Origin of the sequence: Nocardioides sp. (genome assembly GCF_041913365.1) — a bacterium.
Taxonomy (GTDB): Bacteria; Actinomycetota; Actinomycetes; order Propionibacteriales; family Nocardioidaceae; genus Nocardioides.
The window spans coordinates 137,360-160,933 of record NZ_JAYSFM010000005.1 but is presented as its reverse complement, the minus strand read 5'-3'; the positions used below and the strand labels follow the sequence as shown (position 1 = coordinate 160,933).

Genomic DNA, 23,574 nt, shown 5'->3' with positions numbered 1-23,574 from the left:
CGGCGACACGTTCACCCTGGTCCCCGCGGCCGTGACCGCCGCGCTCGTGACCGGGCTCGCCGTGGCGTTCTTCCACGCCACCGTCCGGACCCGGCTCCCGGTGCGCGAGGCGTCGCTGGCCACCTTCGTCCTGGCCTTCGCGACGCCGGTGTGGAGCGTCGCCGCCAACGGCGTGTGGCCGCACACCGTCACGGTCGTCGCGATCGCAGCCATGGGCTGGGCGTGCGCGCGTGAGCGCTGGTGGCTCGTCGGGGTGCTCGCCGGCGTCGCGGTGCTCGGGCGCGCGCAGACCGCGATCATCGCCGCGGTGCTCGGGCTCACGCTGGCCGTCCTGCGCCGTGACTGGCGCCTGGCGGCGAAGGTCGGGCTCCCCTCGACGGTCCTGCTCGGGGTGGACCTGCTCTGGACCCGGTGGATGTACGGCGTCTGGAACCCGGTCGGCTACTACAACCCCGACGACGTCGCCAAGTGGCGCCCCGACGGCCTCTTCGACCCGGTGAACCTGCTCGGCCTGTTCGTGTCACCGGACCGCGGCATCCTCGTCTGGACCCCGGTGATCCTGCTCCTCCTGCCCGCCCTGGTGCGCAGCTGGCGCACGCTCCCGGACTGGAGCCGAGCGCTCGCGGCTGCAGGGCTGGTGTTCGTGGTGGCCGAGTCCACTCAGGTGATCTTCCCCGGGGGCGACTCCGTCTACGGCTACCGCATGGCTCTGGAGCTGCTGCTGTGCAGCGCGCCCGCGCTCGCCTTCTCGGCACCGCGCACGGGACGGGTGGCCCGGTGGCTCCTGACCCCCGTGCTCGTGGTGCAGACGCTGGCCATCGCCGTGGGCGCCGTCAACAACGGCCTCGGGCTACCGCTCGCCCAGGTGTGGACGCACAACAGCTTCGTCGAGGCCGTGTCCGTCTCCCCCACGGTGGCGGTCGGTGCCGTCGTCGTGGCGGGGCTGCTGAGCGTCCTGGTCCGCCGCATCTGGCTCGACCCCGGTCTCCGTCCTCGGCACGGAGCCCGCACGCCGGGCCGCTGAGTCCTGCAGGTCGAGCCGCCGGTCCTCCCGCGACGCCTCCCGCATCGACTGCCGCACCCACTGGGTGAAGAGCACGGCGAAGAACAGCACGCCGATGAGGTCGCCGCTCGCCCACAGGATCCCGCCGGCCAGGTGCTGGTCCTCGAGCGCCGGCGGCAACCACGCGCCCATGGGCCCCTCGCGCAGCGCGAGGTAGTGCTCGCCGCCGATCAGGGTCGTCTGCCCCATGATCGTCACGCCGAGGAAGGCGTGGAACGGCAGCGTCATGATCGTGAGCAGCACCCGGAACGGGTAGCCGACCCGGCCGGGCAGCGGGTCGACGCCCATCAGCGGCCAGAAGAAGAGCGTGCCGACCAGGACGAGGTGCACGTGCATCATCTGGTGGACGAACGTCGAGCTCAGGCTGGCGTCGTACCACGGGCTGAAGTAGAGCGCCCACGGCGAGGCGACGTAGAGCACGAACGCCAGCGGTGGGAACGCCAGCACCTTCGCCACCGGCGAGTGCAGCACGGCGAGCAGCCAGCGGCGCGGCGCGGCGGGCAGGGTGCGCAGGGCGAGGGTCACCGGCGCCCCGAGGGCAAGGGCCAGCGGGACCACCATCGACAGGACCATGTGCTGGACCATGTGCACGCTCAGCAGCGTGGTGTCGTAGCGGCCCAGGCCGGACGAGGTGGCCACGAAGAACGACCCCATCCCCAGTCCGACGAAGGCCAGCGTGCGGCCCACCGGCCAGCGGTCCCCGCGCCGGCGCAGCGCGGCCACGCCGAGGGCGTACAACCCGACCGCCCAGACCGTCACCACGAAGGGGATCGGGTCGATCCCCCAGTCGGTGAGGACCCGTCCGGGCGTGAATCGCGGGAGGGTCTCGGAGGCCTCTCCTGAGAGCAGGGGCAGGGCGATGAGCACGCTGTGAACTTTATGACGCGACAACACAGGGGGTCGGGGTGCCCTCCGTCCGGAACAGCAGCCATAATGAGGCCCGTGGCGACTGCAACAGCGATTCCGGCATCCCGTCTGCACGGGCACCACGACCGACCGAGCATGGTCAGCGTGGGCACCATCATCTGGCTCTCGAGCGAGCTGATGTTCTTCGCGGCGCTGTTCGCGGCCTACTTCACCATCCGCGCGGTCAGCCCCGAGCTGTGGGCGCAGGAGACCGAGAAGCTCAACGTGCCGTTCTCCACGGCCAACACCGCGATCCTGGTGGCGTCCTCCTTCGCCTGCCAGTGGGGCGTCTTCGCCGCCGAGCGCGGTCAGGTCGGACGCACCGGCGGGCTGCTCAACTTCACCAAGTGGGGCCTGCGCGAGTGGTTCGTCCTCACCTACGTCATGGGCGCGATCTTCATCGGCGGCCAGGCGCTCGAGTACGCCGAGCTGATCCACGAGGGCGTGACCATCCCGAGCTCGGCCTACGGCACGATGTTCTACCTCACGACCGGCTTCCACGGCCTCCACGTCACCGGCGGCCTGATCGCCTTCCTCTTCGTGCTGGGACGCACCTACCTGGCCCGACGATTCACCCACGAGCAAGCCGTCACCGCGATCGTGGTGTCCTACTACTGGCACTTCGTCGACGTGGTGTGGATCGGCCTGTTCTTCACGATCTACGTCATCAAGTGAGCACCCCCGACAATCTCCGTCGCAACCGGCAAGGACTCAACGTGCGTTTGCTGAACCGAACCGCAGGTCGCCTCTCCCGGCACCGCCGGGGACCTCTTGCGGGTCTCGTCGTGCTGCTGCTGGGACTGCTGATCAGCGGCTCCCTCTACACGGCCCTGGCCCCCGCGCAGGCGGACAACCAGCCGAGCGAGACCGACCAGGTCGCGCAGGGCAAGGAGCTCTTCCTCGCCAGCTGCGCGTTCTGCCACGGCAAGAACGGTGAGGGCATGCCCACCGTGCGCGAGGGCTACCAGATCGGCCCGTCGCTGGTCGGTGTGGGTGCCGCCGCCGTCGACTTCCAGGTCGGCACCGGTCGCATGCCGATGGCGAGCCCCGGCGCACAGGCGCCCCGCAAGAAGCCCGTGTTCACCGACGAGGAGACCGCTGCCCTCGCGGCGTACGTCGCCTCGCTCGGCCCCGGCCCGGCCATCCCCAACGAGTCCGACTACTCCATCGAGGGTCTCTCGGAGGAGGAGCGCGAGGAGGCCATCTCCCGCGGCGGCCAGATCTTCCTGACCAACTGCACCGCCTGCCACAACTTCAACGGCAACGGCGGTGCCATGCCCCGCGGTGGCTACGCCCCGAGCCTGCACGGCGTCGAGGGCAAGTACATCTTCGAGGCCCTCCTGACCGGCCCGCAGCAGATGCCCAACTTCAGCAACGGAAACCTCTCCCCCGAGGAGAAGCGGGACGTCATCGCCTACCTCGACAGCATCCAGGAGACCCCCGAGTACGCCGGCTTCTCGCTCGGCGGCCTCGGGCCGGTGTCCGAGGGCATGTTCGCGTGGCTGCTGGGCATCGGCACGCTCGTGGGCGCGGCGGTGTGGATCGCCTCGCACACGACCCGGAGCAAGAAGAGCAAGGTGAGCGCGTGAGCATCGAGACCCCTCCGCACGAGTCGCACGTGCCGACGCACCGCGAGGCCGAGCCGATCCCCGACCCGGGCCTGCCGCCGCACTCGTGGCGCCCGACCGACGTCGACCCCAAGGCCGAGAAGCGCGCCGAGCGCCAGATCGCCGCGATGTTCATCGCCTCGATGGTCTCCGCGGTCCTGTTCGTCGTCGCCTACTTCACCCTCGACGTCGGTGACAACTGGGACACCTTCGCCGGCATGGGCGCCTCGACGGTGGCGCTCGGCGTCACCCTGGGCATCACCCTGCTGCTGATCGGCGTCGCGATCATCCATCTCGCCCGCAAGCTGATGTCGGACGTCGAGATCGTCGAGATGCGCCACCCGGCCGCCTCGCCCCCCGAGGACCGCGAGGCCACGATCCAGGCCCTCAACGACGGCCTCGACGAGGCCGGCATCGGCCGCCGCCCGCTCGTGCGCAACACCATGCTCGGCGCGGTCGGCGTGCTCGGGCTGCCCGCCATCGTGCTGCTCCGCGACCTCGCGCCGGGCGACGAGCTCGACATCGACAAGCTCGCGCACACGATCTGGGAGCCCGGCATGCGCCTGGTCCGCGACGTGGTCGGCACCCCGATCCTCGCCAGCGAGATCGAGATGGGCGACCTGATCAACGCCGCTCCCGAGGCCCTGTTCCCCACCGAGGAGAACGGCTACGAGGAGCTCCACGGCGCGCAGCTGCAGGTCGACAAGGCCAAGGGCGCGATCATCATCGTCAGGATGGACCCCGACGACATCATCCCGGCCGAGGGTCGGGAGAAGTGGACCGTCGACGGCATCATCTGCTACTCGAAGATCTGCACCCACGTGGGGTGCCCGATCTCCCTCTACGAGCGCACCACGCACCACGTGCTGTGCCCGTGCCACCAGTCGACCTTCGACCTGGCCGACCACGCCAAGGTCGTCTTCGGTCCGGCTGCCCGGCCCCTCCCGCAGCTGCCCCTGGCAGTGGACGATGAGGGCTACCTCGTCGCGCAGAGCGACTTCACCGAGCCCATCGGGGCAAGCTACTGGGAGCGTGAGAAGCAGTGAGCACGGACTCCAGGCTCGACACCAGCACGGTCGCGACGAGCAACCGCACGGAGGCCGCGACCGCCTCCAAGCCCGGCCCCGCCGGGTCCCTCGCCACGTGGGCCGACGACCGCCTCGGTCTCGCCACGGCGATGAAGAAGAACCTCCGCAAGGTCTTCCCCGACCACTGGTCCTTCATGCTCGGCGAGATCGCGCTGTGGAGCTTCGTCGTGCTGCTCCTCACCGGCGTGTTCCTCACGCTGTGGTTCAACCCGTCGATGGGCCACGTCACCTACGAGGGCTCCTACGACCAGCTCCGCGGCATCGGCATGTCGGAGTCGATGGCCTCGACGCTGCACATCTCCTTCGACGTGCGCGGCGGCCTGCTGATGCGCCAGATGCACCACTGGGCCGCGATGATCTTCATCGCCTCGATGATGGTGCACCTGCTCCGCGTCGCCTTCACGGGCGCCTACCGCAAGCCGCGTGAGCTCAACTGGGTCATCGGCTGCCTGCTGCTCCTCCTGGGCACCCTCGAGGGCTTCACCGGCTACTCGCTCCCCGACGACCTGCTCTCCGGCACCGGCGTCCGCGCCGCGGACGGCTTCCTGAAGGCCACCCCGGTCGCGGGCACCTACATGTCGTTCCTGCTCTTCGGCGGCGAGTTCCCCGGCGAGGCGGTCATCCCCCGGCTCTACATCGTGCACGTGCTGCTGATCCCCGGCATCCTGCTCGCGCTGATCGCCGCCCACATGCTGCTGCTCGTCTACCACAAGCACACGCAGTGGCCCGGCCCTGGCCGCACCGAGCAGAACGTCGTCGGCTTCCCGATGCTGCCCGTGTACGCCGCCAAGGCCGGCGGGTTCTTCTTCATGGTCTTCGGCGTCGTCGCCCTCATGGGCGGCCTGCTGTCGATCAACCCGGTGTGGAAGTTCGGCCCCTACGACCCGACCAAGGTGACGGCCGGCTCGCAGCCCGACTGGTACATGGGCTGGCCCGACGGCCTGCTGCGCATCATCCCGAGCGGGTGGGAGACGGTGATCTTCGGCTACACGATCTCCTGGAACGTGATGATCCCGATCCTCCTGGTGCCGCCGCTGATGCTGACGGTGCTGATCCTGCTGCCGTTCCTCGAGGGCTGGATCACCGGCGACAAGCGTGACCACCACCTGCTCCAGCGCCCGCGCAACGCGCCGACGCGCACGGCGGTGATGGTCGCCCTGATGACCTTCTACGGTCTCGCCTGGGCCGCCGGCGGCAACGACATCATCGCCATCAAGCTGCACGCCAGCATCAACCAGATCACCTACTTCATGCGCGGTGCGATCTTCCTCGGCCCGCTCCTGGCGTTCTGGATCACCCGCCGCTGGTGCATCTCCCTGCAGCGCCACGACAACGAGAAGCTCCTCCACGGCTACGAGACGGGCATCATCACCCGCTCCCCCGAGGGCCAGTACGCCGAGCGGCACCTGCCGATCAACCCGAAGACGGCCTACACCCTCACCGCCCGTGACCGCGACGAGGTGTTCACCGGCGCCGGCGACACCGACGCCGCCGGCGTGGCAGCACCCAACAGCCGCTCGGAGCGGCTGCGGGCCCGGCTGTCGCGGTGGATGTACGTCCACAACGTGCAGAAGCCGACGGTCGCCGAGCTCGAGGAGGCGCACCACCACGCCGAGCACGAGGCGGAGCTCGCGGCCGGTCTCGACCACCCGGTCGACGGCCACCAGTTCGACGACCACCGCCTCCGCGACACCGACGACGTGCCGCTGCGCGACCACTGATCGTCTGCTCGACCACGACGAGGGCCCGCCGGGACATCCCGGCGGGCCCTCGTCGTTCTCGCGGGACCGCTACGCGCCGCGCGTGGGTGGCGGCATACGACATCCCTCCCGCGACCCTGGCGGCATACGACGTCTGTCGCGCCACCCTGGCGGCATACAACATCCCTCGCGGGACCCTGGCGGCATACGACCAGATCCTGCGCCAAATCCATGTCGTATGCCGCCACCCACACAGCAGCCCCTGCCGTATGCCGCCACCCTCGGACGCAGGAGCCCGCGCGCTGCCGTCGACTTCCCGCATGACGCGGTCAGTCGATCCGGCCCGGGCGGGCACGCTCGGGCAGGCGGGGCGTCGTACGCCGCAGGAATTCCGCCTGCCCGCTGGGCGAGAACAGGGACTTCCGGAGCTCATCGAGCCACGGCCGGATCCGCTCCGGATCGTGGGGAAGGCCCAAGGAGCGCTCGGCATCCCTCAGCACGGACGCGCTGCGATGCAGGACGTCGCCGGCGGTGTATCCACGCCGCACGTATCCGGCACGCTCGATCGCGCGGTCGCGGCGGCGATCCTTCACCCGACGAGGTGCCTTCTCGTGCTCGTCACCGTCGTACTCCGGGAGGTCAGGCGTCCCGACGATGCGAAGATCGGCCCGCGCCACCTTGACCCCGTCCTCGTCCCGCACGACGTACTGCGTCGCCACGTCGATCCCACACAGGACGTGGAGCAGCCTCAGCAGCGTCTCGTACGCCGACTCTGACGCGTCGTCGGCGTAGGCGAGAGCACGCTTCAGCGCCTTTGCCCCAGGGCGCCGCGGACGTATGACCGCCTCGATGTCCTTGACGGTGCACTGTTGGAGATGGAGGACGCAGTCGATCATCACCACAAGATCGATCAGGGACACGGCACGGGCGCAGGCCAGCAACGTCTCGGGGATCGAGGCGCACCGCAGGCCCTCGAAGTCGTCGTACCCGATGGGGCGCGTGTGACGGCTCGTGCGCACCCCCATCCGCATGGGACGCGGGTCATCGAGCCCCAGGGCGATGAACACTGGCGTCCCTTTCGGGATCGGTGGGAGCCACCACCTCCGGACCGCGGCGGACGTCAACCCCGTGAAGGATCCGTGGTTCGGCATCAACAGCTGCCAGGCATGCAGGGCAGCCGTCAGGTCATCGCCCAGGTCGCGCCTGCGGTGGATCCCGTGCGACTCGCGGACGTACGCCGCTGAGCGCGGGTGGCCGCGCAGCGCACCCACCGGCTTGAGCATCGGCTCTTCATGGCGTGGCCGTGTGTGGTCCTGACCCTCGTGGTGATCGCGCATCGCCGCACTGTGCTCCGTGCGTGCGACTGCACTCCCCCGCAGTCGGCGGGGACTGTGGACAGCCCCGCTGCGGTCAGTCCTGTGGACGCTGTCCGGCCCGCGGGAGCCGGTGCCGGCGGCCGGGTGCGATCACCGCACGGTGGCGGCATACGACACTCGCGCACCGCACCCTGGCGGCATACAGCGCGTTTTCGCGCGAGATCCATGTCGTATGCCGCCACCCACGAGTGGCAGCACGTCGTATGCCGCCACCTTGGGGCGGCAACCGCTCAGGCCAGGGCCGAGCCCTGCTTCCAGTCGGCGAAGGAGAGGTTCCAGTCGCCGTAGCCGTTCTCGAGCGTCATCGGCCGGTCGGTGCCGGTGTACTCGACGACGTCGCCGCGGCGGCTCATCGCGTAGAGCCAGCCGGCGTCAGCGGTCGACATGCCCGTGCAGCCGTGCGAGACGTTGGCGTGGCCCTGCGAGCCCACCGACCAGGGCGCGGCGTGCAGGAACTCACCGGAGTAGGTGACCCGCATCGCCCACTTCACGTCGTCGATGTCGTAGGCCTCGGGGCTGTTGCGGTTGATGCCCACGGTCTCGGAGTTCATCCGCTTCTCGGCGAACTTCTCGATGATCACCTTGGTGCCCGAGCGCGTGGTGAAGCCGGGCTTGCCGGTGGTGATCGGGATGGTGCGCAGCAGGGTGCCGTTGGAGAAGACCTGCATCTGGTGGGTCCGGGCGTTGACCTTGTAGACGTGCGCCTCGCCGACGTGGAAGGAGACCTGGCGGTCCTCCTGGCCGTAGATGCCCTTGCCGGCGGGCAGGCTGTTGATGTCGAGGTCCACCGAGACGTCGGTGCCGGGCTTCCAGTAGCTCGCCGGGCGGTAGTGCGCCTCCTGGTCGCTCAGCCAGCGCCACGAGCCCTTCTGCTGCGGGGTGCTCGTCACGCTCATGTGCTTCTCGAACAGCGCCTTGTCGGTCACGGGCACGTCGAAGGTGACGATGACCGGCATGCCCACGCCGACGGTCTCACCGTCGAGCGGCGCGACGGCGGCGTAGGTCTGCTCGTCGAGGGTCAGGTCGACGGTGTGGAAGCTGCGCGAGCGCTCCACGCTGCTCCCGTCGGACCGCTCCGCGCTCGCGGTGATGTGGTAGTCGGTGCCGGGCTCGAGGGCTTCCGACGAGGTCCAGGAGCCGTCTTTCACCGCACCCGGCAGCTCGCCGGCCTCGGAGGTCACCCGGACGGTGCCGAGCGTGCCACCGGTGGCGCCCACCGTCACAGGGGCGTCGATCGGCACCGCACGCGCGTCCTGGAAGCTCGTGGTCAGGCGCACCGGCTCGGGCTTGGCAGACTCCGACGCGGAGCCGGCAGCGGGCCCGTCCGACGACGAGGGGCTGCCGCCGGCGGTGGAGCAGCCGGCGAGGCCGGCGGCCGCGAGCAGAGCCGCGGCGAGTGCCGTACGTCGGTGGGCCGGGCGGCGCATGGACACGGGCAGGGACGCACGAAGACGCATGCGGCGAGACCCCCTGGGACAGCGTGGCGGAACGGAAGAACCCCTCCAGCGTACGGCGTGGAGGGGTTCTTCCGAATTCGACGAGCGTGCGGCGGCGGGCGCTCAGTGAGCGTGCTCACCCCGGTAGTACTCGAAGACGAAGCCGCAGACGGCCACGGCGCCGATGGTGAAGCCGATGATCACCAGCCACCACGCCGCGAGGGCGGTGCCGTAGACGATGACGCCCAGGGTGAGGGCGCACCAGAGCGGCCACCAGGAGTAGGGCGGGAAGAAGCCCAGCTCCCCGGCGCCCTCGGCGATCTCACCCTCTTTGCGGTCCTCCGGCCGCGGGTCCATGCGCGAGGCGTGGAAACCGAGGTAGAGGGTCACCATGCCGAAGAGCAGCGCGGTCATGACCAGGGCGGAGGTGCCGGTCGGGTCCTCGGCGAGGAACCAGTAGGCGGGGGTGACCACCACGACGAACAGCGCGGTGATCCCGAAGATCCAGGCCTCGGCCTTCATCGGTTCTCCTCCTCGGTCGGGGTGGTCGTGTCGGCCCGGTCGCGCAGCATCTCCTCGCGACCCGACACCTCGGGGGCGTCGGCGACGTCGCCGTTGCGCTCGGCCGGGTGCTCCTCCAGCTCACGCAGCGCCACCTCGGGGTGGTGCAGGTCGAAGGCGGGCGACTCGGACCGGATCCGGGGCAGCGTGTGGAAGTTGTGGCGCGGCGGCGGGCTGCTGGTGGCCCACTCGAGCGAGCGGCCCCAGCCCCACGGGTCGTCGACCTCGACCGCCGGTGCCTTGGCGGACACGTAGACGTTGTAGAGGAACGGCAGCACCGACGCACCGAGCAGGAACGAGCCGACGGTGGAGATCTGGTTGAGCGTGGTGAAGCCGTCGGCCGGGAGGTAGTCGGCGTAGCGACGCGGCATGCCCTCGACACCCAGCCAGTGCTGGACGAGGAAGGTGGTGTGGAAGCCGACGAACAGGATCCAGAAGTGCACCTTGCCCAGGCGCTCGTCGAGCATCCGGCCGGTCATCTTCGGCCACCAGAAGTAGAAGCCGGCGAACATCGCGAACACCACGGTGCCGAAGACGACGTAGTGGAAGTGCGCGACCACGAAGTAGGAGTCGGAGACGTGGAAGTCCAGCGGCGGGCTGGCCAGGATGACACCCGTCAGGCCACCGAACAGGAAGGTGGTCAGGAAGCCGATCGACCACAGCATCGGGGTGTCGAAGGACAGGCTTCCGCCCCACATCGTGCCGATCCAGTTGAAGAACTTCACACCTGTCGGCACGGCGATGAGGAAGGTCATGCCGGAGAAGAACGGCAGGTCCACGGCGCCGGTGACGAACATGTGGTGGGCCCACACCGCGACCGACAGCATCGCGATGCCGAGCGTCGCGGCCACCAGGCCGACGTAGCCGAAGATCGGCTTGCGGCTGAAGACCGGGAGGATCTCGGAGATGATGCCGAAGAACGGCAGCGCGATGATGTAGACCTCGGGGTGCCCGAAGAACCAGAACAGGTGCTGCCACAGGATCGGCCCGCCGTGCGACGGGTCGAACACGTGCGCCCCGAGGATGCGATCGGCCTCCAGGGAGAGCAGCGCGCCGGCCAGGATCGGGAAGACCAGGATCACGAGCATGCTGGTGATCAGGGTGTTCCAGACGAAGATCGGCATCCGGAACATGGTCATGCCGGGGGCACGCATGCAGATGATCGTGGTGATGAAGTTGACTCCACCGAGGATCGAGCCCAGACCGGCCATCCAGAGGCCCATGATCCAGAGGTCACCGCCGACGCCCGGGCTGCGGACGGCGTCGGAGAGCGGCGTGTAGGCGAACCAGCCGAAGTCGGCGGCGCCCTGCGGGGTCAGGAAGCCCGAGCCCGCGATCAGTCCGCCGAACAGGAACAGCCAGTAGCTGAACATGTTGAGGCGCGGGAACGCGACGTCGGGCGCACCGATCTGCAGCGGCATGATCACGTTGGCGAAGCCGAAGAACAGCGGCGTCGCGAACAGCAGCAGCATGATCGTGCCGTGCATCGTGAAGAGCTGGTTGTAGAGCTGCTCGTTGACGACCTGCTGGCCGGGGTAGGCCAGCTCCGCGCGGATCAGCATGGCCATCAGGCCGGCGGCGAGGAACCACGCGAACGAGGTCCCGAGGTACATCTTGCCGATCAGCTTGTGGTCGGTCGTGGTGAGCAGGCGGACGACCTGCTGACCGAGGGCCTTGCGCTCCGGGGCGGCGGCGGATGCTGCGGCGCTCACTCCTGGCTCCCTTCCTGGGACTGGCTTTCGCCCAGTCCGGTCTGAGTCGTGGCGTTGGACCCACCGAGGACGGGCGCGTCGGCCGTCTGCCCGGCCTCGGCCAGGTCGGCGAGGTAGGCGTCGTACTCGGACTGGCTGACGACCTTGACGTTGAACAGCATGCGGGAGTGGTAGACGCCGCAGAGCTCGTAGCACTTGCCGACGTAGTCACCCTCGACGGTCGGCGTGATCTGGAGCTTGTTCACGCGGCCGGGGATGACGTCCATCTTGACCAGGAAGGCCGGGACGCCGAAGTCGTGGATCACGTCGGGCGAGTGCAGGTTGAACTGGATCCGCTGGTCGACCGGCAGCACGAGGGTGGGGATCTCGTTGCCGTCACCGGAGGTGTAGACGTACTCGCCGTAGGCGAAGTCGTCGTCCTCGCCAGTGGCAGCGGCGTTCTGCTCACCGATGCCGTGGTTGAACGTCCAGGTCCACTGCTGGCCCATCACCTCGACGGTCATGTCGGGGTTGTCCTCGAGCTTGACCACCTCGTCCTGCACGCGGACGGTGTGGAAGAAGAACACCACGCACATCAGGACCGGCGCGATCGTGTAGAAGACCTCGAGCGGCAGGTTGTAGCGCGTCTGACGCGGGACCTCGTCGTCGCTGCGGCGGCGGAACCTCACCACGGCGTAGAAGATCAGGCCCCAGACGATGACACCGGTGACCATGGCGGCCACCCAGGCCCACTTCCACAGCTCGTAGGTGTAGGGACCCTGCGCGGAGGCGCGGTCGGGCATCGCGAGGTTGCGGATCTGGTGCTCGTCGGCGTCGGAACACCCGGCCAGAACCAGCATCGTCACGCCCAGCAGCGCGACCCTCAGGATGCGCCGAGCCGGCGCGCCTGAAAGCTTGGGGACTTGCAGACCCACTGACGAGCCTCTCTCTCGGTCCTTTTCGACGGATAGAGACTATCGCCATCCGGCCCGGCCGTGCGGGGCAGGGTCGGGTGTCGGCGGATCTGGCCCGGTCAGCCTCCCCCGCCCGGCGTGCAGCCCGCTGTGTGTGGCATAAGTTGCCCCTGTGACCGGTCCCGTGGCTCGCGAGGGCGACCTCGACAGCGCCTCGTCCTCCCCGCTGCACCCGGCGGCCCGCGACGTCCTGCTGGCGGCGCTCGACCGGGGTTACGCCGACCCGCGCCGACTGCACCGTCCGGGCCGCGAGGCGCGGCTGCTGCTCGACAACGCCCGCGAGGCCACCGCCAACGCGCTCGGCGTCCGACCCGACGAGGTGACGTTCACGCCCAGCGGCACCCACGCGGTGCACCTCGGCCTGCTCGGCCTGGTGGGGGGCTCGCGGCGCGGCGACGTCGTCGTCCACTCCGCGGTCGAGCACTCGGCCGTCCGGCACGCCGTCTCCTGGGGTGCCCGGTCGACGGAGACGGTCGTCGACCGCCTGGGCCGCGTCGACGCCGGCGGGCTCGCCGCTCGCGCTGCCGCGCCCGACGTCGGCGTCGTGGCCCTCCAGACCGCCAACCACGAGGTCGGCACCCTCCAGGACGTCGGCGACCTCGAGCTCCCCGACGGCGTGCCGCTCTTCACCGACGCCTGCGCCTCCATGGGCCGCCTGCCGCTGCCGGACGGCTGGGCGGCGGCCGCCGGCTCCGCCCACAAGTGGGGCGGCCCGGCCGGGGTCGGCGTGCTGCTGGTGCGCAAGCGAGCCCGGTGGCGCAACCCCTTCCCCGGCGACGACCGGATCGACGAGCGCTCGACCGGCTTCGAGAACGTTCCCGCGGTCCTCGCCGCGGCCGCCGCGCTCCAGGCGGTGGTGGCCGAGCGCGAGGAGGTCAACGCGCGCCAGCACGCGCTCGTCGACGTCGTACGCCGCCGGGTTGCTGCGGAGGTCCCCGACGTGGAGGTCGTCGGCGACCCGGACCGCCGGCTCCCCCACCTCGTGACGTTCTCCTGCCTCTACGTCGACGGCGAGGCGCTCGTCACCGAGCTGGACCGCTGCGGCTTCGGCATCGCCAGCGGCTCGGCCTGCACGGCCTCCACCCTCACGCCCAGCCACGTCCTGGAGGCGATGGGGGTGCTCACGCACGGCAACGTGCGGCTCTCGCTACAGCGCGACACCACCCGCGCCGACGTGGACGCCTTCTGCGACGCCCTCCCCGGTCTGGTCGCCGGGATCCGCGCACGGGTCGGACTGTGACCGGCGCCGACCTCGGGCCCGTCGCCCTCGAGCTCGACTGCCGGGACATGCCCTGCCCGATGCCGGTGATCGAGCTGGCCCGCCACCTCACCGACGTCGAGGTCGGCGACCTGCTGGCCGTCCTCGCCCACGACCCCGCGGCAGCGGTCGACGTACCTGCGTGGTGCCGGATGAAGGGACAGGACTACGTCGGCGCGGACACCACCGACGACGGCGTCCCGCGCTACGTCGTGCGCAGACTCAGCTGAGCACCCGCGGGGTAGTTGGGGACGATCTGGTAGGTCGACGCCCCGACTCACCTACGCGAACGTCCCTGACTACGCAGGCACGCCGGCGGGTACTGCCGAAGCACTCAGGGTCGGATCGTCTTGAGGTGGGGCTCGATGTCGGCGACGGCGTCGGCGCCGTAGGTCTCCTCGCACCGGGCGAGGAAGGCGCTGCGGGAGATCTCGTACTCCTGGGTGCCGACCTTCTCCACGACGTAGACCGCCAGCAGGCAGCCGAGCTGCGCGGCGCGGACGTGGTCAAGGCCCCAGCTGAGGGCGGCGAGGAAGCCGGCGCGGAACGCGTCGCCGACGCCGGTGGGCTCGACCTTCTCGATCTCGGGGACGGCCGGCACGACGACCGACTCCTCGCCCTTGCGGTCGATGCGCACGCCTGCCGGGCCGAGGGTGACGACCCAGGTGCCGACCCGCGAAAGGACCTCCTCAGCGCTCCACCCGGTCTTCTGGGTGATCAGGCTGGCCTCGTACTCGTTGGAGAACAGGATCTCCGCGCCGTCGATGAGCGGGCGGATCAGGTCGCCGTCGCCGAAGGCGAGCTGCTGGGACGGGTCGGCGAGGAAGCGGTAGCCGCGCTGGCGGCACTCCTCGGTGTGGCGGAGCATGCCCTGCGGGTCGTCGGGGCCGATGATCACGTAGTCGGGCGCGCCGACGCGGTCGACGATCGGCTTCAGCTCGATCTCGCGCGACTCGCTCATCGCGCCGGCATAGAAGCTGGCGATCTGCGCGTGAGCGGTGTCGTTGGTGCACACGAACCGGGCCGTGTGCTTGGTCTCGGACACGTGGACCGAGTCGCAGTCGACGTTGTGGCGCTCGAGCCAGGAGCGGTACTCGGCGAAGTCCTCGCCGACCGCCCCGACGAGCACCGGACGCAGGCCCAGGTTGCCCAGTCCGAAGCAGATGTTGGCGGCGCACCCGCCACGTCGTACCTCGAGCTCCTCGACCAGGAAGGAGACCGAGAGCTTGTCGAGCTGCTCGACGACGAGGCTGTCGGCGAACTTGCCCGGGAAGGACATCAGGTGGTCGGTCGCGATGGATCCGGCAACAAGGAGGGACACGACGCGAAACACTACCTTCCGGTACGCCTCTGGATACCCCTCGGTAGCCAATAACGTCGTCGACATGACGACTTCATCCGGCGGTCTCGCCCGCCCTGCGCACCTGGTCCACGACGAGCTGGGCACGCCTGCCGAGATGGCTGCCGACTGCCAGGAGACCGGTCGCAACCTGCGTCTGGAGGCGCACCTCGAGCGTGCCGCCCGGGCGGCCGTCGCCACGCCGCCGAGCATCCGCTTCGAGGACTACCCCGCCGAGGTCGGCAAGCGCGAGATCCGCATCTCGGAGGCCGCCGCCCGGCTGGCCAACGCCCTGCACCTCCACCTGGACTGACCCCGCGGCTCCCGAGCATGACGAAGGGCCCCAGCCGGTCGGCTGGGGCCCTTCGTCATGGATGGATCAGTGGAACGAGTCGCCGCACGCGCACGAGCCGGTGGCGTTCGGGTTGTCGATCGTGAAGCCCTGCTTCTCGATGGTGTCGACGAAGTCGATCTCGGCACCGTTGAGGTAGGGGACGCTCATCCGGTCGACCACCACGGTCACACCGTCGAAGTCGGTGGTCACGTCGCCGTCGAGGGTGCGCTCGTCGAAGAAGAGCTGGTAGCGCAGGCCCGAGCAGCCACCCGGCTGGACGGAGATGCGCAGGGCCAGGTCGTCCCGGCCCTCCTGCTCGAGGAGGCTCTTGACCTTGCCCGCTGCGACGGCGGACAGGTTGATCTGGTCGGTGCGGCGCTCGGTGGTCTCGACCTGCTCGGTCATCTCATCACTCCAGAAAGTCTCGGGGTACTGCTGTCTCCAATGGTCGCACACCACGGGTTATTCCCCGTGGTCCTGCCCGAGATCCGCCTGCCCTCGCCCGCCAGGTGGCGGCACCTTGCACGCGACAGGCCCTGCAGGCTGCGATCTGCCGCCACCCCCAACACGCCCGCCGGAAGGGTGGCGGCACCTTGCACGCGACAGGCCCCGCGGGCCGCGATCTGCCGCCACCCAAGGTACGCCCGCTGGAAGGTGGCGGCACCTTGCACGCGACAGGTCTTGCGGGCTGCGATCTGCCGCCACCCTCAGGCGGTACGACGGCGCGGTGGCGCGACTGGGACGCGCTCGAGGAACGCGGCGCGCCCGGCGGGCGTGAACAGCGAGTCCCTCAGGAGGTCGTGCCACGCCCGGACGCGCGTCGGGTCATGCGGCCTGCCGAGTGCTCGATCAGCATCCTCGAGGATCGTCACCGCTCGACGGATGACGTCCCCAGCGGTGTAGCCCCGGCGTACGAAGCCCTGCTTGTCCACGCGACGGTCCCGGCGCCGATCACGAACTCGACGAGGCGCCCGCTCGTGCTCGTCACCGTCGTACTCGTGGAGGGCCGTCGTGCCGACGAGCCAGAGATCCGCCTCAGCGATCAGCACTCCGTGCGCATCCACGAGCTGCCACTGGGGCTCGACTTCGATGTCGCACACGACATGGAGCAGGCGGAGCAGCGACTCCCACACCGACTCGGCGCGGCCGTCGACCAGCGCCAGCGCCTCTCGAAGCCGGCGGCTGCCGGGGCGTCGCGACTTCGAGATCTCCTCGAGCTCGTCGAACGTCACGAGCTCGAGGTACAGCGCGGCGTCGACCAGGACGACGACGTCGACGAGGCCGACCCACCGAGCCGCCGCCACGAGCGCCTCCGGCACCACCGCGACGCGCAGCCCGCGCACCTCCGTGCATGCCACCGTGCGGATGTGCCGGCTGGTGTGCACACCGTCGCGCATCGGGCGCGGGTCGTCCTTGGCGAGTGCCATGAAGACCGGACACCGGTCGGGCAGCGGAGGCAGCGGGACTCCGATCACCTCGAGCGCAGTCAGGCCGGTGAAGCACCCGACATCGGTCATGAGGAGTTGCCAGCCGGCCAGGTCGTGGGGGTCCCAGAACGGCGGATGGTCGGACTCGGCCCGATTGGACGCGGGCGAATTGGACGCGGGGCGGTGCACGCCGTAGGTCACGGCTGACCAGGGGGTGCCTCGCCGGTGTCCGCGCACGGGTCGGAGATCTTGCATCCGACGAGCGTCGGTTGGCTTGCGCCATGCCTGCGAGCTCCGACTCGAGTGCCTGTGGAGGAGCGCGCGGATGACTGCGCTGTGAACGCTTCGCGGCCTGCGGTGCACAGGACTGGGTGGCGGCAGATCACGCCCTCAGGCCGTGCACACCTGCGATGTGCCGCCACCCCCAATGCGGCCCGCGCGGGTGGCGGCAGATCACGCCCTCAGGCCGTGCACACCTGCGATGTGCCGCCACCCCACACCTGCGGCCCGCGCGGGTGGCGGCAGATCACGCCCTCAGGCTGCGCGCACCTGCAATGTGCCGCCACCCCGGGAGGCAGATCAGCGGGACCAGGTGCGGGCGACCCGGGCGGCGAGGTCGGCGAGGGCGTCGGCGGGGGCGCCCATCGCGCGCTCCTCCCCCACCAGCTCGACGAGGGAGTACGCCGACTCGATGCCGAGGGCGCGCATCTCCCGCGACCCGACGAGCACCTGCCCGGCGAGGGCGATGCAGGGGCGGAGGGCCTCGGCCGCCACCCCGGCGACGCCGTAGGGCACCTTGCCGGCGCGGCTGGAGAAGTCGAAGGCGCCCTCGCCGGTCACCACGAGGTCGGCGGCCCGGGCGCGCGACGCCAGCGACACGGCGGAGGTGACCAGCCCGATGCCGGGTTCGCGGGTGGCGCCGAGGGCGAGGAGGGCGTAGCCGATGCCACCGGCGGCGCCGGCGCCCTTCTCCAGCGACGTACGCCGGTCGGTGGCGGCCGCGAAGGCCTCGAGCCAGCCGTCCACCTCCGCGATCCGGTCCTCGCCGATGCCCTTCTGCGGCCCGAAGGTCTTGGTCGCCCCGAAGAGCCCGGTCAGCGGGTTGTCGACGTCGCTGGCGGCGACGAGCGTGACTCCGGCCAGCCGCGCACGTGCGGCCGAGAGGTCGACCGAGGTCACCGAGGCCAGGGCCGCGGCGCCGCCGTCCAGCACGCCGTCCGAGATCGCCCCCAGGGCGGCCAGGACACCCGCGCCGCCGTCGTTGGTGCCGGAGCCGCCCAGCCCGACGACCACCGTGGTCGCGCCGCCGGAGATGGCGGCGAGGACGAGCTCGCCGACCCCGCGGCTGGTCGCCGTCTCGGCCGGGCCGGAGACGAGATGGAGGCCTGCGGCCTGCGCGCTCTCGACGTACGCCGTCTCCCCCACGCGCAGCACCACGGCCGGCACGGGCGCCCCGTGCGGCCCGGAGACCGTGACGGCCGAGAGCTCGCCACCCAGCGCGGCGTGCAGGACGTCGACGAAGCCGGGGCCGCCGTCGGCCATCGGGGCGAGGTCGAGCTCGTCGTCCGGGGCGTGGCGCCGCCACCCGGCGGCGATGGCGTCGGCGGCCTCGACGGCCGTCAGGGTCCCGGCGAACTTGTCCGGGGCGATCAGCACGCGCATGGCGGTCATCCTTGCAGCGCCCCCATCGGGCATGCTTCTCGCATGAGCCTTGACCCCATCGTCGCGGAGATCACGGTCCCGGTGAAACCCGCCCTGGCGTTCGTCGGGTTCACCGCCCAGATGGGCGAGTGGTGGGATCCCATGCTCAGCCCGGACCCGCCGACGTTCAGCAGCATCGCCATCGACCCCAACGGGCCGGTGGAGACCGTCCACGACGACGACCAGCGCTACACCTGGGGCCACGTCACGACGTGGGACCCGCTGGGCCACCTGGTCATGGACTTCTGGCTCGGCCACGACCAGGCCGAGCCCACGCAGCTCGACGTCCGCTTCACCGACGAGGGCAGCGGCACCCGCGTGCACCTCGAGCACGGCGGGTGGGCCGACGGCTCGGAGCAGGTGCGCGCCAAGTACACCCACTGGGACGACCTCCTCGCCCGGTACGCCGCCCACGTCTCGTGACCGCGGCCCTCGTCCGTCCGCTGCGCGAGGACGACCTGGAGGCGCTGGCCGACATCACGGCCACCAGCTACTACGACGTCGACACCCGCACCTACCAGCGCGCCTGGCCCGACCCCGTACGCCGCCCGCCCGCCCGCAACGGCGCCTGGATCGCCCGCACCCGAGCGGCCCTGCGCACCGACCCGGGCGGCTGCTGGGCGGCCGAGGTCGACGGTCAGGTCGTCGGTGGCGCCGTCTCCCGGGTCCGCGAGCTGATGTGGATCCTCGCGTCCTTCGCCGTGCTCCCGCAGCACCAGGGTCAGGGCATCGGCACCCAGCTGATGGCCTCGGCGCTGCACCACGGGCGCGGCTGCCTGCGCGGCATGTTCGCCTCCAGCGCCGACCCCGGTGCCGTACGCCGCTACCGGCTGGCCGGCTTCGACCTGCACCCGCAGATGCTGCTGACGGGCGTGGTCGACCGCAGCGCGATCCCGGTCGTCGAGCGGGTCCGGGAGGGCACGGCCGCCGACATCGACCTGATGAACTCGATCGACCGGCAGACCCGCGGCGCCGCACACCTGTCCGACCACGAGCTGCTGCTCGACCAGTTCCGCCTGGTCGTCGTCGACCACACGACCGGCTCGGGCTACGGCTACGTCGGCAGCGACGGGGCACCGATGCTGGTCGCGGCCACCAACCGGCGTACGGCCGCGTCGCTGGTGTGGGAGGCGCTGGCCTCGTCACCGCCCGGCGAGCAGGTGTCGGTCCACCACGTCACCGCGGCCAACGCCTGGGCGATCGACGTCGGGCTGGCGGCCCGGATGTCGGTCCACCAGAGCGGCTACCTGTGCCTGCGCCGGATGAAGCCGCCCGCGCCCTACATCCACCACGGGTCGCTCCTCTAGGCCCGTGCCCGTCCCCACCTCCGATCCCGAGGAGTCCTCCGTGACCGACCGACCCGAGATCGTCTGCATCTGCGGCTCCACCCGCTTCGCGGACGAGATGAGCGCGGCCAACCGTGACCTGACCTTCTCCGGCGCCATCGTCCTCGCGCCGGGCGTCTTCCGGCGCGTCGACGGGCACGGCGAGGAGTCGATCACCCACGAGCAGAAGGCCGCGCTGGACGCCCTCCACCTGCGCAAGATCGACCTGGCCGACCGGGTCCTGGTCGTCAACCCGGGCGGCTACGTCGGCGAGTCCACGAGCCGGGAGATCGCCCACGCCCGCGCGACCGGCAAGCCGGTCTCGTTCACCGATCCCGGCTGACCGGAGGACGCGCCGGACCGATCAGGCGTCCGAGCCGGGCTCGAGGCGGGCGCCGGCAGCCACGTCGCTGACGACCCGCGAGTCGCGCCCCACCAGCACGACGTCCTCGTCCCGTGCCAGCCGGCCGGACGGCTCGCCGCCGACCCGCGTGCCTGCGCCGACCTCGCAGCGCTCGTCGAGGACGGCCGTGCGCACCACCGAGCCGGCCCGGATCACGCAGTCCTCCATCACGACGCTGTCGTGGACCTCGGCACCCTTCTCCACGACCACGCCCGGCCCCAGGACGCTGCCGACGACGAGGCCGCTCACGTCGGCTCCCGGGGAGACCAGCGAGTCGTGGCACTCCCCCGCGGCGCGCACCCGGGCGGCCGGCCGGTCCGGCCAGTGCGAGATGACGGGACGTCCGGGGTGGTCGAAGACGTCGACCTTGCCGGCCAGCAGGTCGCGGTGGGACTGGAGGTAGAGCCCCGGCTGGCCGACGTCCTTCCAGTAGCCGGTCAGCGGGACCGCGACCACCTGGCCGCCCTCGACCAGCCGGGGCAGCAGGTGCTCGCCGAAGTCACCGATGCCGCTGTCGCCGGACTCCGCGTCCTCCTGGTCCTGCTCGTCCGCGAGCTCGGCGCGCAGCGCGTGCAGCGTCTCCACGAGCACGGCCGTGTCGTAGACGAAGATCTCGGTCGCGACAGTGCCGGTGGAGGGCCGCGACGGCTTGTGCTCGATCGCGGTCACGGTGCCGTCGCGGCGCGCGACGACCACGACGTTGTCGGAGGCGTCCTTCTTGGTCACCTCGCTGGTCAGGACAGTCGCCGACCGCCCGGCGGCCACGTGCTCCTCCACCACCGGCGCGAGGTCCATGTTGAAGACGTGGTCGGCGCTGCACACCACCAGCGTCCGGGCGCCGAACGCCTCCAGGTCGGCCGACATCCGCAGCAGCAGGTCGCCGTTGCCGTGCGCGAAGCCGCTCTCGGTCGCTGGACCGGTGCCCGTCTGCGGCACGATCCGCCGGAAGCCGCCGCGGTTGCGGTCCAGGCTCCAGGGGCGACCGCCGGAGAGGTACTCGTCGATCGAGGTGACCTGGTACTCCAGCGACACCCACACGTCCGAGAGGTCGGCGTGCACCAGCCCGGACAGTGCGAAGTCGATGAGGCGGTGGACACCTCCGTAGGGCAGCGCCGGCTTGGCGCGCTCGCGCGTCAGCACGTCCATGCGGGAGCCCTGCCCGCCCGCCTGCACCAGGGCAAGGACCTCACCGCGTCGTGGCATGCCGGAGAGCCTGCCACAGGGTGAGAAGCGTCGGTACGCCCTCATAGGATGGCGTCCATGAGCATCGTCGACCTGCCGCTCCTCCCGCTCGGCAAGGGCCGCGACCTCGACGCCGAGCGCGGCGTGGAGTGCCCCGGTGACCTCCCGGCAGCGTCCGACCCGACCCTGGTCGAGCGCGCCCGCGCGGCCAAGGAGGCCCTCGGTGAGCGGGTCTTCGTGCTCGGCCACCACTACCAGCGCGACGAGGTCATCCAGTTCGCCGACGTCACCGGCGACTCCTTCAAGCTCGCGCGCGACGCCGCGGCCCGCCCCGACGCCGAGTTCATCGTCTTCTGCGGCGTCCACTTCATGGCCGAGTCGGCCGACATCCTCACCTCCCCGGCGCAGCAGGTCGTGCTGCCCGACCTCGCGGCCGGCTGCTCGATGGCCGACATGGCCCGCCTGCGCCAGGTCGAGGACGCCTGGGACGCGATGGCCGACGCCGGCATCCAGGACGGCGTCGTGCCGGTGACCTACATGAACTCCAGCGCCGACATCAAGGCGTTCTGCGGCCGCAACGGCGGCGTCGTCTGCACCTCGTCCAACGCCGACGTCGCGCTCGACTGGGCCTTCGGGCAGAAGCCGGACTCCAAGATCCTCTTCCTTCCCGACCAGCACCTCGGCCGCAACACCGCCGTGCTCCAGATGGGCATCGCCCTCGACGAGTGCGTCGTGTGGGACCCGCTCCAGCCCGGCGGCGGCCTCACCGCCGAGGAGCTCCAGCGCGCCCGGATGATCCTGTGGAAGGGCCACTGCTCCGTCCACGGCCGCTTCTCCGAGGACGTCGTCGACGAGCTGCGCGCGAAGCACCCCGACATCAACGTGCTCGTCCACCCCGAGTGCAAGCACGAGGTGGTGCTCAAGGCCGACCTCGTCGGGTCGACAGAGTTCATCATCAAGACCATCGAGGCGGCCGAGCCCGGCACGGTGTGGGCGATCGGCACCGAGCTCAACCTCGTCAAGCGCCTCGCCGACGCCCACCCCGACAAGACGATCGTCTTCCTCGACCGCAACGTCTGCTACTGCTCGACGATGAACCGCATCGACCTCCCGCACCTGGTCTGGGCGCTGGAGAGCCTCGTCGCCGGCGAGGTGGTCAACCGGATCACCGTCGACCCCGAGACCGAGGCCGACGCCCTGCTGGCCCTCCAGCGGATGCTCGACCTGCCCGGCAAGTCCCACCGCGACTGAGGCGAGCGCGCAGGTGCGGCACGTCACCGACGCGGAGCGGCGCAGCCGCATCGCCGTACGCCACTGCCTGGCGCCGCCGCACCGCAAGGACGACGTCGGCGTCGTCACCTCGGCGATGACCGTGCTGCACGCGACCGAGGCGGCGACGGTGCACCTCGCACTCGCGGCGCGCGCGGAGGGCCTGACGCCCGAGCTCATCGACGCCGAGCTCTACGACGTGCGCCAGGTCGTCAAGCAGCTGGCCATGCGGCGCACGCTGTTCGTCTTCCCCCGCGAGCTGCTGCCGGCCGCCTGGGGCAGCGCCTCCGCCCGGGTCGCCACCTCCGAGCGCAAGCGCATCGCCAAGGCCATCGCCGGCGCGGGGATCGCGCCGGACGGCGACGCCTGGCTCGACGCGGCCCGCGAGGCGGTGCTCGAGCGCCTCGCCGCTGGCCCGGCCACGACCGCGCAGCTGCGCGCGGAGGTCCCGGAGCTCGCCGGGATGATCGGCGGCGACACGGACAAGACGTGGGACCGGGCGGTCCCGGTCGCCCCCTGGGTGCTGACCCACCTCGGGCTCGAGGGCAAGGCCCTGCGCGGCCGCAACGCCGGGCACTGGCGCCTCAACAAGCCCACGTGGACCACTGCCGAGGACTGGCTCGGTGTCGTGCCGGAGCCCCTCGACGAGGCCGAGGGGTACGCCGCCCTCGTCCGCTCCTGGCTCGTCACCTTCGGTCCCGGCACGGCCGCCGACATCCAGTGGTGGCTCGGCTCGACCAAGACCGCGGTGACCCGGGCGCTCGCCGACGTCGCGGCCGTGCAGGTCACGCTCGACGACGGCGCGGTCGGCTGGCTGCTGCCGGAGGACGCCGAGGACACCGGTCCCGTCGAGCCGTGGGCGGCGCTGGTGCCCCCCCTCGACCCCCCCGGGGTGGGCGGGGAGCAGCGCGGCGTCTACCGCGACCCCCCGCCC

The 23,574-nt window shown here is 70.9% G+C and carries 23 protein-coding genes; 12 read left to right on the top strand and 11 right to left on the bottom strand.

Translation table 11 applies throughout. The features are described 5' to 3' along the window. Positions 1 to 850: 850 nt before the first annotated feature. Positions 851 to 1,930: a cytochrome c oxidase assembly protein gene (locus ACE3QY_RS13630; protein WP_374456561.1), complete on the bottom strand. Its 1,080-nt coding sequence runs from the start codon at positions 1,928 to 1,930 to the stop codon at positions 851 to 853. A gap of 66 nt (positions 1,931 to 1,996) precedes the next feature. Between ACE3QY_RS13630 and ACE3QY_RS13625 the strand changes: the two genes are divergently transcribed. From ACE3QY_RS13625 to ACE3QY_RS13610, 4 genes are read left to right on the top strand one after another with little or no spacing between them, the layout of a single operon-like run. After that, the gene (locus tag ACE3QY_RS13625) at positions 1,997 to 2,644 is read left to right on the top strand and encodes a heme-copper oxidase subunit III (RefSeq protein WP_374456560.1); all 648 of its coding nucleotides are present in this window, start codon (positions 1,997 to 1,999) and stop codon (positions 2,642 to 2,644) included. A gap of 41 nt (positions 2,645 to 2,685) precedes the next feature. Then, positions 2,686 to 3,558, top strand: a complete 873-nt coding sequence (locus tag ACE3QY_RS13620; protein WP_374456559.1) for a c-type cytochrome — start codon at positions 2,686 to 2,688, stop codon at positions 3,556 to 3,558. After that, positions 3,555 to 4,622, top strand: coding sequence for a Rieske 2Fe-2S domain-containing protein (locus ACE3QY_RS13615; RefSeq protein WP_374456558.1), 1,068 nt, complete (start codon positions 3,555 to 3,557; stop codon positions 4,620 to 4,622). The genes ACE3QY_RS13620 and ACE3QY_RS13615 overlap by 4 nt, the downstream gene beginning before the upstream one ends. Beyond that, positions 4,619 to 6,385: a cytochrome bc complex cytochrome b subunit gene (locus tag ACE3QY_RS13610; protein WP_374456557.1), complete on the top strand. Its 1,767-nt coding sequence runs from the start codon at positions 4,619 to 4,621 to the stop codon at positions 6,383 to 6,385. The genes ACE3QY_RS13615 and ACE3QY_RS13610 overlap by 4 nt, the downstream gene beginning before the upstream one ends. Before the next feature lie 308 nt (positions 6,386 to 6,693). On the opposite strand, the gene ACE3QY_RS13605 is transcribed toward ACE3QY_RS13610, so the two are convergent. The 5 genes from ACE3QY_RS13605 to coxB all read right to left on the bottom strand — a co-directional run bounded on the left by ACE3QY_RS13605 (position 6,694) and on the right by coxB (position 12,288). Beyond that, positions 6,694 to 7,701 carry a hypothetical protein gene (locus tag ACE3QY_RS13605; RefSeq protein WP_374456556.1) on the bottom strand — a complete coding sequence of 336 codons (1,008 nt, stop codon included), beginning with the start codon at positions 7,699 to 7,701 and terminating at the stop codon, positions 6,694 to 6,696. Positions 7,702 to 7,970: 269 nt separating this feature from the next. Beyond that, complete coding sequence (locus ACE3QY_RS13600; protein ID WP_374456555.1) at positions 7,971 to 9,197, bottom strand: Ig-like domain-containing protein; 1,227 nt, start codon at positions 9,195 to 9,197, stop codon at positions 7,971 to 7,973. 102 nt (positions 9,198 to 9,299) lie between these two features. Then, the gene (locus tag ACE3QY_RS13595) at positions 9,300 to 9,698 is read right to left on the bottom strand and encodes a cytochrome c oxidase subunit 4 (RefSeq protein ID WP_374456554.1); all 399 of its coding nucleotides are present in this window, start codon (positions 9,696 to 9,698) and stop codon (positions 9,300 to 9,302) included. Next, positions 9,695 to 11,350: a cytochrome c oxidase subunit I gene (gene ctaD, locus ACE3QY_RS13590; RefSeq protein WP_374456793.1), complete on the bottom strand. Its 1,656-nt coding sequence runs from the start codon at positions 11,348 to 11,350 to the stop codon at positions 9,695 to 9,697. Before ctaD ends, ACE3QY_RS13595 begins: the two co-directional genes overlap by 4 nt. 95 nt (positions 11,351 to 11,445) lie before the next feature. After that, positions 11,446 to 12,288 carry a cytochrome c oxidase subunit II gene (coxB, locus tag ACE3QY_RS13585; RefSeq protein WP_374456792.1) on the bottom strand — a complete coding sequence of 281 codons (843 nt, stop codon included), beginning with the start codon at positions 12,286 to 12,288 and terminating at the stop codon, positions 11,446 to 11,448. Positions 12,289 to 12,514: 226 nt separating this feature from the next. Between coxB and ACE3QY_RS13580 the strand changes: the two genes are divergently transcribed. Next, positions 12,515 to 13,642 carry a cysteine desulfurase family protein gene (locus ACE3QY_RS13580; protein WP_374456553.1) on the top strand — a complete coding sequence of 376 codons (1,128 nt, stop codon included), beginning with the start codon at positions 12,515 to 12,517 and terminating at the stop codon, positions 13,640 to 13,642. Beyond that, on the top strand, positions 13,639 to 13,890 hold the full coding sequence (locus tag ACE3QY_RS13575; RefSeq protein ID WP_374456552.1) for a sulfurtransferase TusA family protein: 252 nt from the start codon (positions 13,639 to 13,641) through the stop codon (positions 13,888 to 13,890). The genes ACE3QY_RS13580 and ACE3QY_RS13575 overlap by 4 nt, the downstream gene beginning before the upstream one ends. Before the next feature lie 104 nt (positions 13,891 to 13,994). Here ACE3QY_RS13575 and ACE3QY_RS13570 read toward each other — a convergent pair whose 3' ends face one another. After that, the gene (locus ACE3QY_RS13570) at positions 13,995 to 14,981 is read right to left on the bottom strand and encodes a carbohydrate kinase family protein (protein ID WP_374456551.1); all 987 of its coding nucleotides are present in this window, start codon (positions 14,979 to 14,981) and stop codon (positions 13,995 to 13,997) included. A gap of 64 nt (positions 14,982 to 15,045) precedes the next feature. Between ACE3QY_RS13570 and ACE3QY_RS13565 the strand changes: the two genes are divergently transcribed. Beyond that, positions 15,046 to 15,312 carry a hypothetical protein gene (locus ACE3QY_RS13565; protein WP_374456550.1) on the top strand — a complete coding sequence of 89 codons (267 nt, stop codon included), beginning with the start codon at positions 15,046 to 15,048 and terminating at the stop codon, positions 15,310 to 15,312. A 66-nt stretch (positions 15,313 to 15,378) separates the two neighbouring features. On the opposite strand, the gene erpA is transcribed toward ACE3QY_RS13565, so the two are convergent. The 3 genes from erpA to ACE3QY_RS13550 form a co-directional block, all read right to left on the bottom strand. After that, entirely contained in the window at positions 15,379 to 15,738 is a 360-nt protein-coding gene (gene erpA / locus ACE3QY_RS13560; RefSeq protein ID WP_090971856.1) for an iron-sulfur cluster insertion protein ErpA, read from the bottom strand. A 302-nt stretch (positions 15,739 to 16,040) separates the two neighbouring features. Continuing rightward, positions 16,041 to 16,850 carry a hypothetical protein gene (locus tag ACE3QY_RS13555; RefSeq protein ID WP_374456549.1) on the bottom strand — a complete coding sequence of 270 codons (810 nt, stop codon included), beginning with the start codon at positions 16,848 to 16,850 and terminating at the stop codon, positions 16,041 to 16,043. Between the two features lie 489 nt (positions 16,851 to 17,339). Further along, on the bottom strand, positions 17,340 to 18,422 hold the full coding sequence (locus ACE3QY_RS13550) for a glycerate kinase (RefSeq protein ID WP_374456548.1): 1,083 nt from the start codon (positions 18,420 to 18,422) through the stop codon (positions 17,340 to 17,342). A 42-nt stretch (positions 18,423 to 18,464) separates the two neighbouring features. On the opposite strand from ACE3QY_RS13550, the gene ACE3QY_RS13545 reads away from it, so the two are divergent. The 3 genes from ACE3QY_RS13545 to ACE3QY_RS13535 are packed head-to-tail and all read left to right on the top strand — an operon-like array spanning position 18,465 to position 20,129. After that, on the top strand, positions 18,465 to 18,884 hold the full coding sequence (locus tag ACE3QY_RS13545) for an SRPBCC domain-containing protein (protein WP_374456547.1): 420 nt from the start codon (positions 18,465 to 18,467) through the stop codon (positions 18,882 to 18,884). Then, positions 18,881 to 19,768: a GNAT family N-acetyltransferase gene (locus tag ACE3QY_RS13540; RefSeq protein WP_374456546.1), complete on the top strand. Its 888-nt coding sequence runs from the start codon at positions 18,881 to 18,883 to the stop codon at positions 19,766 to 19,768. The genes ACE3QY_RS13545 and ACE3QY_RS13540 overlap by 4 nt, the downstream gene beginning before the upstream one ends. Positions 19,769 to 19,808: 40 nt before the next feature. After that, positions 19,809 to 20,129: a hypothetical protein gene (locus ACE3QY_RS13535; protein WP_374456545.1), complete on the top strand. Its 321-nt coding sequence runs from the start codon at positions 19,809 to 19,811 to the stop codon at positions 20,127 to 20,129. 21 nt (positions 20,130 to 20,150) lie between these two features. Here ACE3QY_RS13535 and ACE3QY_RS13530 read toward each other — a convergent pair whose 3' ends face one another. Beyond that, the gene (locus ACE3QY_RS13530; RefSeq protein WP_374456544.1) at positions 20,151 to 21,392 is read right to left on the bottom strand and encodes a glucose-1-phosphate adenylyltransferase family protein; all 1,242 of its coding nucleotides are present in this window, start codon (positions 21,390 to 21,392) and stop codon (positions 20,151 to 20,153) included. A gap of 57 nt (positions 21,393 to 21,449) precedes the next feature. Between ACE3QY_RS13530 and nadA the strand changes: the two genes are divergently transcribed. Together nadA and ACE3QY_RS13520 are read left to right on the top strand one after the other, a co-directional pair. Further along, a complete protein-coding gene (nadA, locus tag ACE3QY_RS13525) occupies positions 21,450 to 22,622 on the top strand; it encodes a quinolinate synthase NadA (protein WP_374456543.1) in 1,173 nt (390 codons plus the stop codon). A gap of 13 nt (positions 22,623 to 22,635) precedes the next feature. Further along, positions 22,636 to 23,574: DNA glycosylase AlkZ-like family protein (locus ACE3QY_RS13520; RefSeq protein WP_374456542.1), on the top strand; the 939-nt coding region annotated here is incomplete at its 3' end.